Consider the following 15,054-nt stretch of genomic DNA (forward strand, 5'->3'; position numbering starts at 1 on the left):
GGGATTATAACGATGAATATTGTAGCTTTTATTTTATTTTTCTAGGTTTGGATTCTGTAGCGTTAAAAGTTTTTAGGAAGGTCAATACGGTTTATTTAATATAATGAAAAAGACAAAAAATATATTTTGGGTATTGTTAATTTTGATAATGGCACTTTTTTCGTGTTCAACTGATAATGACAATTGTGTAAAATTGTTAAGAAAAGTTGTTGAAACTTCAGAAGAGGGCACTTCAGAAACAACTTTGTATACTTATAATGGAAATGAAATAGTTAGTATTGAAGGACCTCAGAAACGAATTGATTTTACCTATTCAGATGGTTTAATTACTAAAACTGTAACGCTAAATAATAAAAATCAGCTTCTTGAGACTATTGAATATCGGTATCTTGAAAGTAAGTTGGTCGAAGTTGAATCTTTGGGTAATTACAAAATCAACTACATTCATAATTCAGATAAAACTATTTCTTATGAAAGATTCACGATTGGTTCAGCCAACCAGCAAGTAAAAGAATTTCACGGAACATTGTATTTTGAAAATGAAAATTTGATCAAAGACAACCGAATATTAGACAATATGGCTGTGGGAGTAACTTCGAATTACAACGTAAGTTTTGATTATGATTCAAACCACAATCCGTTACATAATATCTTAGGATATAAAAAATTATTAGACCACATGCAGGCTATTTCGTTAAATAACAGTTTAATAAATACTGTAATTGCAACAACTACAAGCGGGGATCAAGTATTATCCGTGGCCAATTATTATAAAAGTTCTTATAAATATGATTCTGAGAATTATCCAACGGAACGGGTTTCGGAAACAGCCATTTTTGGTAATGGAAATAAGGGTTATCTAAAAACACAATACCTGTACTAAACTAATATTTATTTTACAGCAGCCCTTTCAAAGTTTAAAACTGTGAAAGGGTTTTTTTATACCAATGAAAAAAAGAACTAAACTTCATTTAATTCGCTAAAATAATTGAAATTTGTAGCAAATAGAAAAAGATGCAATTCAGAACCCCAATTCCCATTTCAGAGAGTAACTATTCTATCGATTATACTTCTAAGATTATGTCTGTAGGTTCCTGTTTTTCTGTAAATATGTCTGAGAAACTGGATTATTTTAAGTTCCAAAATCATTGTAATCCATTTGGAATTTTATTCCATCCGCTGGCGATTGAAAAGCTCATTGATTTTGCTGTTTCCGGAAAGCAGTTTACAGACAATGACATTTTTTTTCATAATGAACGCTGGCATTGTTTTGATGTGCATTCGGATTTGAGTAATTCAAATAAAGAGGATTTATTAATGTCAATAAATGAACTAATCAAATCAACAAATCAACACATAGCCGCATCAACACATTTCATTATTACCTACGGAACCTCATGGGTTTATCGAAATATAGAAAGCGATTCTATTGTGGCGAATTGTCATAAAGTACCACAAAAGCAGTTCAAGAAAGAATTACTTTCTATTGGTGAAATTGAAGAAAGTATAGCAAATACTATCAAATTAATTCATTTTATAAATCCTAATTGCAACATTATTTTCACGGTTTCGCCCGTGCGACACATCAAAGACGGTTTCATTGAAAATCAGTGGAGCAAATCTAACCTGATTTCGGCTATTCACAGTGTTTTGAATACTGAACACAGCAAACTGAGCACTGAATACTTTCCCAGCTACGAAATCATGATGGATGAACTTCGGGATTACCGTTTTTATGCTGAAGACATGTTACATCCCAATCAAGTAGCAATCAATTATATTTGGAAACGTTTCAAAGAAACTACGATTTCTGAAAGTGCTATTGCAGTGATGGATGAAGTGGAGAATATCCAAAAAAGTATTTCGCACAAGCCTTTTAACCCAAATTCTGAAAGTCATTTGAAATTTGAGACCAAAGTCAGAGAAAAAATCACTAAATTGGAAAATCAATATTCATTCATGAAATTTTAATTATGCTTAAAAGAATACTTATTGCAATAGCAGTTATCGGTGGAATATTTTTATTGTTCAAATACTGTGATTTTAAGAAAAACGACGATGAAGATATCACTTACAATACAAATCTTATTCAACAACAAATTTTAAATGTTGGTAAATTGGTTGTTACCGAAGGTCATTTTTCGGAAGTGATAACTTATAAAAATCAACAAAAATACATGATGGACATGCTTTCTTTCGAGAAAAAAGCTTTGGTCGTTGTCAATGCCGATGTGACTGTCGCGTACGATTTGCACAAAATAAAATACGATATCGATGAGAAAAATAAAACCATTACGATTGTAAGCATTCCAAAAGAAGAAATCAAAATCAGTCCTGACATACAATTTTATGATGTTGAACAAAGCAAACTGAATCCTTTTACGGGTGATGATTACAATAAAATCAATAAATCGGTAAAAGCGAATCTGGCCAAAAAAATTGAAAAATCTACCTTGAAAACTAATGCGCAAAACCGATTGATAAGTGAACTATCCAAAATATTGATTCTGACCAATACAATGGGTTGGAAACTGCAATACAAAGGAAAAGTAATCGAAAGCGAAAAAGATTTTGGACAAAAAATAAAATTGTAATTAAAAAATCAACCGCAGATTCGCAAATTATTAGAGTAATCTAAAGGTTGTAAATTTGCGGTTAGTTTTTTAAACCTTCTCTTTTTCTAAAATCAAATCTAAACCACCAGCAATCAAATGCGCTACTTCGGGTCTTTTTACTTTCAATTGATCCAAATAAACCATTATTTCCTGTGGCAATTGCGGTTCGTTTCGGTCTTTCAAAAGTTCCGTGATTTCAACAGCCAGTAACCAGTCGTTTGGATGATTGAAACGCAATTTTTTAAAAATTGGAGCCAAAGAAGTTTGCATATCCTTTGTTTCCCTTATGTTCCGAATCGTTTGGTATAAAACCTCTAAATCATCACGTTCCGCAGAATGTTTCGCTTTAATGGTTTTGCTGGACGGAAGATGTGAAATCAAATCAAAACTATTTACATCAGCAGGACCTGAAAAAGCCGAAATTGCTTTTTTACCAACAGCCATATCGTAAATCCCCCATTCTGGCTGAAACAAAATAGTTTCTCCGTGAGTCACGGTACAATTCTTTAAACTGATTAAAATAATCTCTCCATGCAGGTTTCTGGATCCGGTGATAATTTCTCCTTTTACAGTGATATCCCCTTCAAATTCAAGTGTCACGGTTTCACTTTCAGTGATCGAATAGGCGCTTAAATCTCTTGGACTCATGTCTTCAATCGCGAGATTTATTCCTTTAAGTTTTCCAATAGGACTTCCAAAACCTTCCGCATGTTTAGCCGTTCCATGACCCACTAGTTCTTTTTCTCTGTAAGATAATGCCGTTTTTCCAGTTGTTTGGATATAAACGGGTTTTCCTTCCTCTTCAATTACATTAGTAAAAACTCCCGAAATCTGAATTCCGGTGCTCAATTCGATCGTTCCTAAAGCATTCGAATGTATCAGTTTATTAATTCCAGATAATCCTCCTGTACGCAACGCCATTTTATTGGCAAACTCTTCTAAAACCATACTCAAATAAGCAAAATCTGGAGTAACATAAAGTTGTGGTTGCAGTTTAGTAATGTCAAAACTTTGGTTAGCTGCTGAAATATCGTAAGGGATTTTCTTTACATTATCTGTCATGCACCACGCACTTTCACCAATAGAGGAAAGCAATCCGGCACCATAAATTTTTGGATTATCGATAGTTCCTATCAAACCATATTCCACTGTCCACCAATGCAGGTTCCTGATTTGCGCCATTTCCGATAATTCGCCCATATTATTCTGCAAATCTTCCACCGCTTTTTCGGCAGCATCAATATCAGATTGCGGCGTATCTTCGGCTTCTTTTAAGATAGAGAGAAGGCGGATCGCTTCATACATTTGGTAATCTTTGTGCGAAGAAATCGCCTTACAGCCTATTTCGCCAAAACGACGCAAATATTCTGCGTATTCCGGATTGGCAATAATGGGAGCGTGACCGGCGCCTTCGTGAATAATATCCGGTGCAGGCGTGTATTCTATATGTTCGAGCTGACGAATGTCAGAAGCAATTACAAGTACATTATAGGCCTGAAATTCCATAAAAGCATTTGGTGGAATAAATCCATCCACTGCAACTGCAGCCCAACCTATTTCGGTCAAAATGCGGTTCATACCGTACATGCTCGGAATATTGTCAATTTCGATTCCCGTTTTTTTCAATCCTTCCAAGTAAGAACTGTGTGCTACTTTTGATAAGTAATCTACATTTTTGCGCATTACATAACGCCAAACCGCTTGATTTATCGGCGTGTAATCGCTATAATCCTGAGGCTTAATGAATTGTTTTAGGTGCTTTGGCAATCGGTCTAATAACGGATTGCTTTCTATTGTTGTGTTCATATCGAAAACGTTGTAGTTCTACTGCAAAAGTACGAATTTCAGGAGCTATTTCCCGCTTTTCATTGCAAGTTTTTGCAAACCCGTTTGTTTTTCTAAAGTTTATAAAAGAGCTTCCTCCGGTCGCTTTTTATAAACAAGAAAAACCAAAACGGCTTTCGCAAAAAGCTTTTCATTGCAATCAGGGCTAGGGGAGTTGGGGTTTAATTTAGAGTAGATAATTCAACATAATTCAGCTTCGTTCAGTCATTGCGAGGAACGAAGCAATCTCATCAATACATTCCACGTACAAAGTCTGCTCAGTTCGTCACACATTCGTTTAAGCTTATAAAAATTTTAAAGCTGTCAGTACAATAATAGAAATTGCTATGAAAATCCAGTTTTTTATGGTTGGGCTGTATTTTCGTTTGAATTCTATATTATTTAATGCGAATACAATAGCTATAAAAACAACTGTAATTATTCCTAAAATAAAGATAGAAATAAAATCTAACTCACCAGGATTGCTTTGGTTTAATCGATAAGAGTTAATTATCAAAGTTGTTGTAAGCATAATCCACGTTATAACACTCGTCACCCAGCCTTTCGATAGGTTTTTGATTAAAAGTATTGCTGATGAAATAGCAATAAGTGATAGAATTATTAAAGCTATATTTTTTCTGACAGCCATTTGAACAATGCTCTGATGGTCCATTAATGGATTTTCCCACAAAAAAGTATAATATTGATTGCAAGTTAAGTAGACAAAAAATAAAATCAAAAGCCCGATACAAATCTGAATTCCTGATAGAATAATTTCAAACATTCTCCAATTATGTTTCATTGACTTCCGCTAAATTAAACTTTTTGTATTCTCATTTTTGTTGGTGCTGAATATGTTATTTGGCGAACTGGATTCCACATTGATATCTTTTTTTTGAATTTACTACTTCACCACTTCAAACACCAAAACCTGCGTTTTTTGTTTGTCTGAAAAATTATTATCCGAAACAAAAATGATCGATGGATTACCATTAGCCATTTTTGGTCCAAAAGTAAGTCCTTCGATATTATCAATAAAAATCCCCAAATCATCCATGTTTAGGACCAGTTTTTTTGAAGCTAATTCCAATTTTTGATTTTGTAAGGAAGCATAATTTTTAACATTAGTTGCCTTTTTCACATCACACAAAAATACTTTTACCGTGCAGGCTTGCGTTCCGGTCGAGTAAGAGCGTTCCACTACCAGCAACCGCTTTTTGTCATAATACTGAATCGCCGAAACTCCATTCACGGCAAAAGCTCCTTTAGGATTGGGTTCATGTGCAATAGGTTCCAGTTGGTAGCCGAATTGAGCGACGTTCTTTTTTGTTTTGGCATTAAATTGATACAGTCTAATCAAACCTCCTTTGCTGGTATTGGCTTGGTCGCCATCTTCAAAAAGTGGTTCTTCAATGTTGATATAGATAGTTTTATATTTTTTGTCAAAGGTTATTCCTTCTAAAGTACCGTTGTTTCTCGGACCTTTTTCCAGTTTTTGCATTTTTAAATTTTCAGGAAGTGTAACATTTCCAAGAAAATCACCTTTTAAATCCATGAAGTTCAACGAAGGATCTTGTAAAACTTCTTTACCTGCAGTTAGTATTCGAGCGCCTTCGCTGCTCCAAACCAAAGTGTTTGTTTTTGGATTGAATCGGATGTCTTCAGGATCTGCTGAGGTAGATGGCGTGGTGTACCAATTTCCATACGCTTCTCCAATTTCATTTTTTAAAGTAGTGACACTTTGAAAATCGATACCTTCTAATTTATTTTCGAACAAGCGAATTTTTGCAGTATAAAATCTCGAATCGTTAAACATCGATCTGTCATCACTGATCAGGTAATACAAATCATTTTTTACATCATAATCGATTCCGGATAAACCGCCCACTTTTGTATTCTGAAACGTTTCCTCGAAAGGAATTTCAATCGAACTGATTAGTTTCAAGCTTGGCGTTGGTTTGTTTTCAAAGGTTTGTTTTAGATTGGAACAAGAAAATAGAAAAGCTGGAAATACCGCAAGAAATAATAATTTACGCATAAAGGAATTTATTGCTGTTTGCAAGAAGGAACAGATCTTGGATTAAAAAACATTTTAAAAACTACGAATTGTTCGTTTGATTTTTCTCAAGATTGCGGAAATAGTCAATTTTGTAATTGAACATTTCAGCCATGTTTTTAGCGCGTAGTTTTGCTTCTTCAGCTAATGGGCCTGCAAACAAGCTATCAGTAGTTGCTGTGAAAATTTCCATCCAGCGGTCAAAATGTTCTTTGGCAACCGGTAATTGTTTGTGTGGCGGAAATGGACTTCCGGAATAGGAATGCACTTCGAGTAAAATAGTTTGCCAAAAACGGTACATTTTTTCCAAATGTTCCGGCCAGCGGTTGCCTATTTTCCCGTTGAAAATGGGACCGATAAATTCGTCTTTTTGAACTGTGGAATAAAAAGTATCCACCAGTAATTTGATATCTTCTAGCGTGGTAATGTCAGTTTGTAATGTCATGATTGGGTATAAAAAAAGCCTACGCAAAGGTAAGCTTTTATGTTTGAATCTAAATATTCAATTATTTCGCTTTGGGCGGAAATTGCTCCAAAATTTTTGCAACGAATTCATTTATTTTTTTTTCTTTTTCATTGCGGTTTTCAGTCAAATAACCAACACCTTCGCCTTGCCAAACTAATTCTTTTTTCTTGGCATCGATTAAATCAATAAATAAGGTCCCTTCAGTTGAAGATGATACAAAAGTGTTGTTTCCTCCCCACATGAACGGATTCCATCCCCATCCCCAACCGTAACCCCATCCGGCATTGAACTGATTTACATCGATTCGTTCTCTCTCTTTTGTCATGATATTAATCAGTAAATCTGGATTTTCGCTTTTGATCATTCCTTTTCGACTTAACTCTTTGTCGATGGCGTTAAGTATTCTTTTTTTATCCAATTCTGAAATTTCAACTTTGTCAATGCCTTTTTTATGAAAAGCATATGTTTTGTATTGACTAAAATCCACATTAGTATCATAATCGGAATATACCCTTACGGAACTGCAAGACGCAGCTACGAAAAGTAAAAGTATTGGCAGGAGTTTAATTGCTTTCATGGTTTTATTATTAAATTACTAAATGTTCTTAAAGATACGTTCAAATTTTTAAAAATCCAACAAATTGTCGGCTACTTCGTTAGGGATAGTCACTTTCAATAAGGGTTGGTTCTCCATCGCTCTTTTAATAGCAAAGATAGCACCTTCATTTCGAGCCCAGCTTCTTCGGGAAATTCCGTTGTTGACATCCCAGAAAAGCATTGATGCTAAACGTTTTGAAGCTTCTTTAGATCCATCAAGAACCATACCAAATCCACCGTTAATTACCTCTCCCCAGCCAACTCCTCCGCCATTATGAATGGAAACCCAAGTGGCGCCGCGAAAACTGTCTCCAATGACGTTTTGAATCGCCATATCAGCTGTAAAACGGGAGCCGTCGTAGATATTTGAAGTTTCTCTGTATGGAGAATCGGTGCCGGAAACATCATGGTGATCACGTCCTAAAACGATAGTTCCTATTTCGCCTTTGGCAATAGCCTGATTAAATGCTTCGGCAATTTTTACACGTCCTTCAGCATCCGCATAAAGTATTCTGGCTTGAGAACCCACAACCAATTTGTTTTCCTGAGCGCCTTTTATCCAGTGAATATTATCCTGCATTTGCTGTTGAATTTCTTTAGGAGCAGACTTTACCATTTCTTCTAAAACCTGGCAGGCAATTACATCTGTTTTGGCTAAATCTTCTGGTTTCCCCGAAGCACAAACCCATCGAAAAGGGCCAAAACCGTAATCAAAACACATGGGTCCCATAATGTCCTGTACATAACTCGGATACCTGAAATCGATATGATTTTCCGCCATAACATCAGCACCGGCGCGGGAAGCTTCCAGTAAAAAAGCATTTCCGTAATCAAAGAAATACGTTCCTTTGGCAGTATGTTTATTGATAGCGGTCGTATGACGGCGTAATGTTTCTTGAACTTTTATTTTAAACAAATCAGGTTTTTCAGCCATCATTATATTCGCTTCTTCAAAGGAAATATCAGCAGGATAATAACCGCCCGCCCATGGATTATGCAAGGAAGTTTGGTCAGAACCTAAATCGATATGGATGTTTTCATTATCAAATTTTTCCCAAACATCAACCACATTTCCGAGATATCCGATGGAAACAATTTCATTATTGGCTTGCGCCAAAGCGACTCTTTTCACTAACTCATCTACGTTTTCAATGACTTCATTGATCCATCCCTGACTGTGGCGAATGTGCGTTATTTTTGAGTTTACTTCGGCACAAACAGTGATGCAACCGGCAATATTTCCCGCTTTTGGTTGCGCACCAGACATTCCGCCCAATCCAGAGGTGACAAATAAACCCCCTTTTGGACTGCGTTTTATTTTACGAAAACCATTCAAAACCGTAATGGTTGTTCCGTGTACAATACCTTGCGGACCTATGTACATATAACTTCCTGCCGTCATTTGTCCGTATTGAGAAACGCCCAATGCATTCATTTTTTCCCAGTCGTCCGGTTTAGAATAATTAGGAATTACCATTCCGTTAGTAACTACAACTCGTGGCGCTTCTTTATGGGAAGGAAATAATCCCATTGGATGCCCTGAATACATGGTTAAGGTTTGCTCATCGGTCATTTCAGATAAGTACTGCATCGTCAACAGATACTGTGCCCAGTTTTGAAAAACGGCTCCATTGCCACCATAAGTAATCAATTCATGGGGATGTTGTGCCACGGCATTATCCAAATTGTTTTGAATCATCAGCATAATCGCTTTCGCCTGTTCGCATTTTCCTGGATATTCAGTTATTGGTCGCGCATACATTTTATAATCCGGACGTAAACGGTACATATAAATCCGGCCATAAGTTTCCAATTCTTCTGAAAATTCTTTGATTAATTCAGGGTGATGTTGCTGTTCAAAATAGCGTAAGGCATTGCGTAAAGCCAATTTTTTTTCTTCTGAAGAAAGGATTTCTTTGCGCTTTGGTGCGTGATTGATATCTGTTTCGTACGGTTTTGGTTTTGGTAAAACCGAAGGGATTCCTTGTTGTATTTGTTCTTGAAAATGCGCCTTAACGCCCAAAGAGGTAATCGCGTTAGTAGCTATTTGGGGTGAATTATTCATAGTATTGCAAGCTTTTATTATTCGTAATCTCTTCTTTTCCCTCCTTTAGGGGTTAAGGGGCTTTCATACGGACAATGACGACATCCACTCTTACAGCAATAACCCCGTTTTAAATGGTGTTTTTCAGTAAAACATTTGTAGCCCTCAGGTGTATAATAGAAATCTTCCCCTTCTATCAATTTATTTTCATTACTTTCGTCAATCATATTTGGGCTTATTCAATTGTAAAATTTATTTGGATTAAATAGCTGATATAGTCAACTCAAACGATTAAGTTTTTCATTAAATAGAACTATTTTATCATTACAAATTTATAAATTTTAAAATCTAAGTTAGAATGATTCCTTTGCTATTTTTGAGTAAAATCAAATTGTCGTGAATACTTTCAAATTTTTCAAAAAAAAAGCCACTCAGTTAGAAGTGGCTTTGACTGTTATGATTTTTTTTTTAATATATTATTTTTTTGGAAACTTCGGCGTTATCTTCTAATGTGATTTTCACAATCAATCCGGCAGTCATTTTGTTTAAATTATTCAAAGTATATTTTAAAGCATTTACCTTTTTATAACTATCTATTTTTCTTCCTAGTAAATCATATACTGTAATATTTTTTATCAATTGGTTAAAAGATTGAACAGTGACATTTTGATTGACAATCACATTTACCTCATTAATTTTTGATAAATTAAAGGTATTTGTTCCTAATGTCTTGTTGGTAAAACGAAGTGCGAAACGATCGTTAAAAGTTCCTGCGGGCAGTTCTACTTCGTACAAAGTATCTTTTATATTATGATAGCTGTCATCTGTTTTATCATAAATGAAAATAGGCTGGTTTTCATCAAAATTTTCTAAGGCATCTATAACAAAAGATACTTTTCCTTGTGCATCTGTTTTAACACCAATCGGGTAGGAAGCATTATCATCGAAGTAGCCCTCTCCCTGAATTATTAGTTGGTTATCCCCATTCAATAAATACATGTCATTGGGAAAATTGTCAGCATTTAATGCATCGTAACCATAGTCGATACCGCTTGTAGCTTTATCTTCCATAAAACCTAATAATACCTGGCGATGGTAACCGTTAGTAAAATTATAACCCAGACGAACTCTTTTATACGTGTCTCTTTTTATCTGGTCATCACTAGTATCTGTCCAATGGTCTAAACCTTTTTGTCTTTTTGGAATTCGGTACATTGTTTGGGATGCTGCTGAATTATCTTCCTTAAAAAACGCTCTTTGGCTATTATTAAAAGCGACCGAACCTCCTGTAGCACTCCCAGTAACAAAAAAGCCTTGGCCAACAGGAATAAATTGGTTAGGGTATTCTTTAGACGTTTGCCCTGATGTGCTAATTAAACCACCTAACGCTAGAGCCTTAGTTCCTCCAGTATAATTTCTGGTTGCATAACCTCCTTGGTAGCTAGCTAAATTATGAGAAGTATTAGTATCGAAATGTTCCCAAAAATAAATCGCACCATCTATATAATTCTTATTAGCGTTTAAAAATGCATTAGCGTCTAAGGCAGAAGAATAGGGGTTTCCTATAAGTGATGTCTGGCCGGCTCCAACCGAAATTGTAATTGTTCCATTATTTGGCTTGCCTACAAAAGTATAATTCTGATTTGCAGTAGTAGCTCCGCTTCCTTTTAATGTAAATCCTTTACCTGTTGATAACAAACCGTTTTCTCCTAATTGAGTCCAGCTAGCATAAGCATTAGGTTTATTGTCAAATTTAAAAATCCAATAGCCCGCTAAACTAATTGGAGGACCTGGCTTTCCATTATATCCAGAAGTCCAATTAATTGCAACTGGTGCAGCTGGAATCGTGCCGTCTCGTAAAACGCTTTTCACGGTAAAGGAATTATTATTAGTCGTATTGTTAATTGCACCCACAGGAGAACTCCAATAATTATAATTGTAGATGCTTTTTTGTCCTTGCTGGTCTCTTTCTATAAAGCCATTACTTGCTACCTCCAAATCACTTCCTTCGGTTTGTACCAATTGTGATCTTCCTACCAAATCAATTTGTCCGTCTAATCTTAAGTAATGGGAGACCTCAATTTTTGTACCATCAGTTTGTGATTCTCCACTGGTTGTTGCTATTAATTTTGCAGTTGGTTCAACAATTAGACCTAAAAACTTTTTATTTCCTATTGAGGTTACCTTATGAGAATCTTTAACTTTTACTATATTCCAATCAACAGTAAACGATAATCCAGGTGGTGGTACACCAGATGGAGTAGGGTCTTCTATTGAAACACTGTTAGGTAAATCTTGGAAGGTGCTATTTTTCCAGATTCCTACAGTTTCCCAATTTCCAGTTCCTGCTGATTCGTAAGGTAGGGGAGCTGTTTGTAAATCAACAGTATTAATATTTCTCAATGCTGCTGTTAAACCATAACTAGAATTATCTTTTGCATTTGTAAAGGAATAGGTAGACATAGGATAATAAGCATTCAGGTCTGCCCATGGAATGAGACGTATGTCATTTAATGTTATCGTATTGGGTACAACAACTCCATTAGTAAAGGTAGCGTTGCTTACTATTTCCTGATTCATCACATAGCGAAATTGTGCAGCAGTAAGTGCTACTTTCCAGATACGCACTTCATCAATAGATCCTTTAAAAAAAGAGGTTTTAGATATTCCATCTGCTGCACCTATAAGGAAAGAGTTCGTTGTGGCTGTTGGGGTACCGTCTAAAGGTAAACTTATTCTGTTTACACCATCTATATACATTTTAGCAGTAATACCATCAAAAGTTACTCCTATATGATGCCAGATTCCTAAGGGAATTACTGCGTATGAAGTGATGATTTTTTTCACTCCACCAACAAACCAGCTCATCTCTGCTTTTCCAGCGCTATTTATGCTTAAATCATATCCCTGAGTAAAGGCACTGTTTCTTTTTGAAAGTATGGTTTGGTTCGTGCGAGTGCTGTTTATCCATGCCGAAACTGTAAATGAATTATTAAGATTCAATACATTTCCGGAATCCAGATAATCATTAATACCATCAAATTGTATGCATCTTTCAAAAGTTCTCTCTGGTGCAAAACCAAAAGTGATGTATTTTGTGCCATCAAAGTTATAGTTAGTTTCAAGATTTGACCCATTTACCGTCATGATACGAGTTTCGGCAGTAGAGTCAAAAGTAGGAGAGTTTGATATGAACATCATGTAATCTCCTGGAGTTACTGCGGGTGTATTGGTAGAAGCAAGCATACTTGTAGGAATTGAGATTTTACAAGTAGAAATGTCACCGCCTGTTTCAACGACTTTCCATTTTCTGATAATTGTTTTATAACTTACATCTGTCACTAGTGCCGCTGGTGAAGTAATTCCAGAACTAATATTGACAACAACGGATTGAGCTGTCAATGCCCCTTGGTTATTTCCCCAAACTAAGAAAGTTTTATCGGTATTAAAGTTGTTGGTATTTGCCGTATTTGTTGCGGCAATCGTTCCTAAACCAATGGTTATATCATCAGTTGTATTGATACTTTTTGATTGTCTTTGCGTTAATTTTGTGATATCATCTCTACCAATCCCAGTAATGTCATAATTATATCCAGTTGCTGTAGCGTCCCAAATAGCTGTTCCTGAAGAGTTCGTGTAGTTCATGGAAGTGCCATTGACTCCCAAAGTAATCCCATATTTTATTGCTAAATAGCTGCGTATATTACTTCGTTCCGCATTGGTCGCCCTAGAATCGTATGTAATTACTTCAGCAACTCTTGCATCTAAATTTCCAGTGTATGCTTTACTACGTCCAATCCAGTACTGGCTATTGGTTACATTTGAAAATGTTCCAGAGGATAAAGGAGTAAGATCACTTCCATTATAATAAAGTTCTTGAGCAGTTGCGGCACTGTTGTTTCTTGCGCTGATGATAGCTGCGACATTGTGAGAGTTGGCCGTAACTACTGAATATCCTGAAGAAGTTCCCGTTGCATATGTTATTGCCTCATTTGTCCATCGAGGAGTATAATTTCCGAAACCGATACCCGTATCGTCATAATCGTTTAACCCTGAATTATCGCCACAAAACAAATCCATTTTTCTTGTTGCCGAAGATACGGGGCTATTAGGTATTGTAACAACGAACATCTCTTGGCTATAGAAACCTTTAGCTCCTTTTAAGTATTTCCTTCCGTCTTCCGGATTATTGAATACCGCTGTGAGATTAGTGGTTGTATTTGTAAAATCAACAACGGAATTAAAATTAATATTAGAGTTCACATTGTTACGATATATCGGAGCACTCAATGTTAAAGGATTAATTGCGTTATCACCCAATGCTTGCGTTTTCCAGGTTCCAACGGCTGTGTTATCAGCAACAGAAGTTGTGCCGTCTAATAAATCCGATCGCAACCAAAGTTGTAAATTACTGGTAACTCCACCTGGACCATAGGGTAAAATTAACGTAATAATAATAGCTCCGTTTTGACCTCCACCAGCTCGGGTAACAAAACCAGCACCATTTAGATCCCCGCTTCCACCACCACCACCACCAAAGCCAGAAGTTGATCCGGGTTGACCTGCATTTCTGCTATTTCCCCCATCGCCACCTGCTCCACCGTTGAAGTTAGTTGCTGCGCCTGCGGCACCTCCAGTAGATGTGTTTAGAGCACTATTACCATTCGCCCCATTCGCCGTACTTCCTGCGCCGCCGCCGCCGCCACCGCCTGCACCTGCACCTGGACCACTCGAATCTCCATTACTTGTTCCGCCATTTCCTCCGCTAAATCTTACATCACCTAAACATAATATTCTGTCGCCACCTACTCCACCAACTGAAATTAGTCCTACAGTTCCACCTTTTGAGCCTCCAACTGCTTTGATAGTTTGACCACCAAAAACGCCTGTTGTAGTTGCGCCATCATTGTTGTAAGTACTTGCTCCGCCCACCGTAAAATTGTACACTGTTCCAGGAGTCACAGTAACAGTATTTAGTTTAGCATAGGCACCACCACCACCACCACCGCCTGTGTATCCTTTTGCTGCTGCTCCAATGGTTCCACCGCCTCCGGCTCCCCATGCCTCTACTGTAATTGAAGTAACTCCTGCTGGGCACGTCCATGTGCCACTTGAGGTGTAGGCTACCTTAGTTTGCGCAGTCATGCTGTTTGATATTAAAAATATTAGTAGCAAACTGAAAAAGGAAATTATAGAGTGGAAATTATTTTGCTTTTTTAAAGAAGAATTAGCATCATTATTTGCTGCAAGTTTTAGATAATCAGTATTTCCGAATAAGTATTTTTGTTTCAAGGTAGGTTTAGGTTTAATATTGGTTGGTCATAATCGCGAGAAATTTACCCTGTTGTCGTTTATGTGACAAAAAAATCCGACGAAAAGCAGAAAAAGTCGTTGTAAGGCATTTTTCATCGATAAAAGAATGCATTTCGTTGTGGAATTATTTTTGTATTCA

At 36.4% G+C, this 15,054-nt stretch carries 11 protein-coding genes; 3 read left to right on the forward strand and 8 right to left on the reverse strand.

All coding sequences use genetic code 11. From position 1 onward, the window contains the following. The first annotated feature begins 103 nt into the window (after positions 1-103). The 3 genes from E0F89_RS03860 (at position 104) to E0F89_RS03870 (ending at position 2,594) form a co-directional block, all read left to right on the forward strand. Positions 104-883: a hypothetical protein gene (locus E0F89_RS03860; RefSeq protein WP_131908523.1), complete on the forward strand. Its 780-nt coding sequence runs from the start codon at positions 104-106 to the stop codon at positions 881-883. A 131-nt stretch (positions 884-1,014) separates the two neighbouring features. Further along, entirely contained in the window at positions 1,015-1,971 is a 957-nt protein-coding gene (locus tag E0F89_RS03865; RefSeq protein ID WP_131908524.1) for a GSCFA domain-containing protein, read from the forward strand. Positions 1,972-1,973: 2 nt separating this feature from the next. Continuing rightward, positions 1,974-2,594, forward strand: a complete 621-nt coding sequence (locus E0F89_RS03870; RefSeq protein ID WP_131908525.1) for a DUF4230 domain-containing protein — start codon at positions 1,974-1,976, stop codon at positions 2,592-2,594. Positions 2,595-2,663: 69 nt separating this feature from the next. Here E0F89_RS03870 and E0F89_RS03875 read toward each other — a convergent pair whose 3' ends face one another. From E0F89_RS03875 to E0F89_RS03910, 8 genes are all read right to left on the reverse strand, one after another. Beyond that, positions 2,664-4,421: an aromatic amino acid hydroxylase gene (locus E0F89_RS03875; RefSeq protein WP_131908526.1), complete on the reverse strand. Its 1,758-nt coding sequence runs from the start codon at positions 4,419-4,421 to the stop codon at positions 2,664-2,666. A gap of 322 nt (positions 4,422-4,743) precedes the next feature. Next, a complete protein-coding gene (locus E0F89_RS03880; protein ID WP_131908527.1) occupies positions 4,744-5,241 on the reverse strand; it encodes a hypothetical protein in 498 nt (165 codons plus the stop codon). A gap of 102 nt (positions 5,242-5,343) precedes the next feature. Continuing rightward, positions 5,344-6,477 (reverse strand): esterase-like activity of phytase family protein, encoded by a 1,134-nt coding sequence (locus tag E0F89_RS03885; RefSeq protein ID WP_131908528.1) that lies wholly within the window; start codon positions 6,475-6,477, stop codon positions 5,344-5,346. A gap of 61 nt (positions 6,478-6,538) precedes the next feature. Then, complete coding sequence (locus tag E0F89_RS03890; RefSeq protein WP_131908529.1) at positions 6,539-6,940, reverse strand: group III truncated hemoglobin; 402 nt, start codon at positions 6,938-6,940, stop codon at positions 6,539-6,541. A gap of 61 nt (positions 6,941-7,001) precedes the next feature. After that, positions 7,002-7,538: a DUF4136 domain-containing protein gene (locus tag E0F89_RS03895; RefSeq protein WP_131908530.1), complete on the reverse strand. Its 537-nt coding sequence runs from the start codon at positions 7,536-7,538 to the stop codon at positions 7,002-7,004. Positions 7,539-7,586: 48 nt separating this feature from the next. Further along, positions 7,587-9,623 (reverse strand): urocanate hydratase, encoded by a 2,037-nt coding sequence (locus E0F89_RS03900; RefSeq protein WP_131908531.1) that lies wholly within the window; start codon positions 9,621-9,623, stop codon positions 7,587-7,589. Positions 9,624-9,640: 17 nt separating this feature from the next. Then, a complete protein-coding gene (locus tag E0F89_RS03905) occupies positions 9,641-9,829 on the reverse strand; it encodes a DUF5522 domain-containing protein (protein ID WP_131908532.1) in 189 nt (62 codons plus the stop codon). A 241-nt stretch (positions 9,830-10,070) separates the two neighbouring features. Beyond that, positions 10,071-14,747, reverse strand: coding sequence for a LamG-like jellyroll fold domain-containing protein (locus tag E0F89_RS03910; protein WP_131908533.1), 4,677 nt, complete (start codon positions 14,745-14,747; stop codon positions 10,071-10,073). Positions 14,748-15,054: the final 307 nt, after the last annotated feature.

The sequence above is a fragment of the Flavobacterium caseinilyticum genome (genome assembly GCF_004349085.1).
In the GTDB taxonomy this organism is placed as follows: Bacteria; Bacteroidota; Bacteroidia; order Flavobacteriales; family Flavobacteriaceae; genus Flavobacterium; species Flavobacterium caseinilyticum.

What these genes read in the sequence shown, in the direction of transcription:
- E0F89_RS03860 (WP_131908523.1), top strand. Translation starts at nt 104, where the DNA reads ATGAAAAAGACAAAAAATATATTTTGGGTATTGTTAATTTTGATAATG.
- E0F89_RS03865 (WP_131908524.1), top strand. Translation starts at nt 1,015, where the DNA reads ATGCAATTCAGAACCCCAATTCCCATTTCAGAGAGTAACTATTCTATC.
- E0F89_RS03870 (WP_131908525.1), top strand. Translation starts at nt 1,974, where the DNA reads ATGCTTAAAAGAATACTTATTGCAATAGCAGTTATCGGTGGAATATTT.
- E0F89_RS03875 (WP_131908526.1), bottom strand. Translation starts at nt 4,421, where the DNA reads ATGAACACAACAATAGAAAGCAATCCGTTATTAGACCGATTGCCAAAG.
- E0F89_RS03880 (WP_131908527.1), bottom strand. Translation starts at nt 5,241, where the DNA reads ATGAAACATAATTGGAGAATGTTTGAAATTATTCTATCAGGAATTCAG.
- E0F89_RS03885 (WP_131908528.1), bottom strand. Translation starts at nt 6,477, where the DNA reads ATGCGTAAATTATTATTTCTTGCGGTATTTCCAGCTTTTCTATTTTCT.
- E0F89_RS03890 (WP_131908529.1), bottom strand. Translation starts at nt 6,940, where the DNA reads ATGACATTACAAACTGACATTACCACGCTAGAAGATATCAAATTACTG.
- E0F89_RS03895 (WP_131908530.1), bottom strand. Translation starts at nt 7,538, where the DNA reads ATGAAAGCAATTAAACTCCTGCCAATACTTTTACTTTTCGTAGCTGCG.
- E0F89_RS03900 (WP_131908531.1), bottom strand. Translation starts at nt 9,623, where the DNA reads ATGAATAATTCACCCCAAATAGCTACTAACGCGATTACCTCTTTGGGC.
- E0F89_RS03905 (WP_131908532.1), bottom strand. Translation starts at nt 9,829, where the DNA reads ATGATTGACGAAAGTAATGAAAATAAATTGATAGAAGGGGAAGATTTC.
- E0F89_RS03910 (WP_131908533.1), bottom strand. Translation starts at nt 14,747, where the DNA reads ATGACTGCGCAAACTAAGGTAGCCTACACCTCAAGTGGCACATGGACG.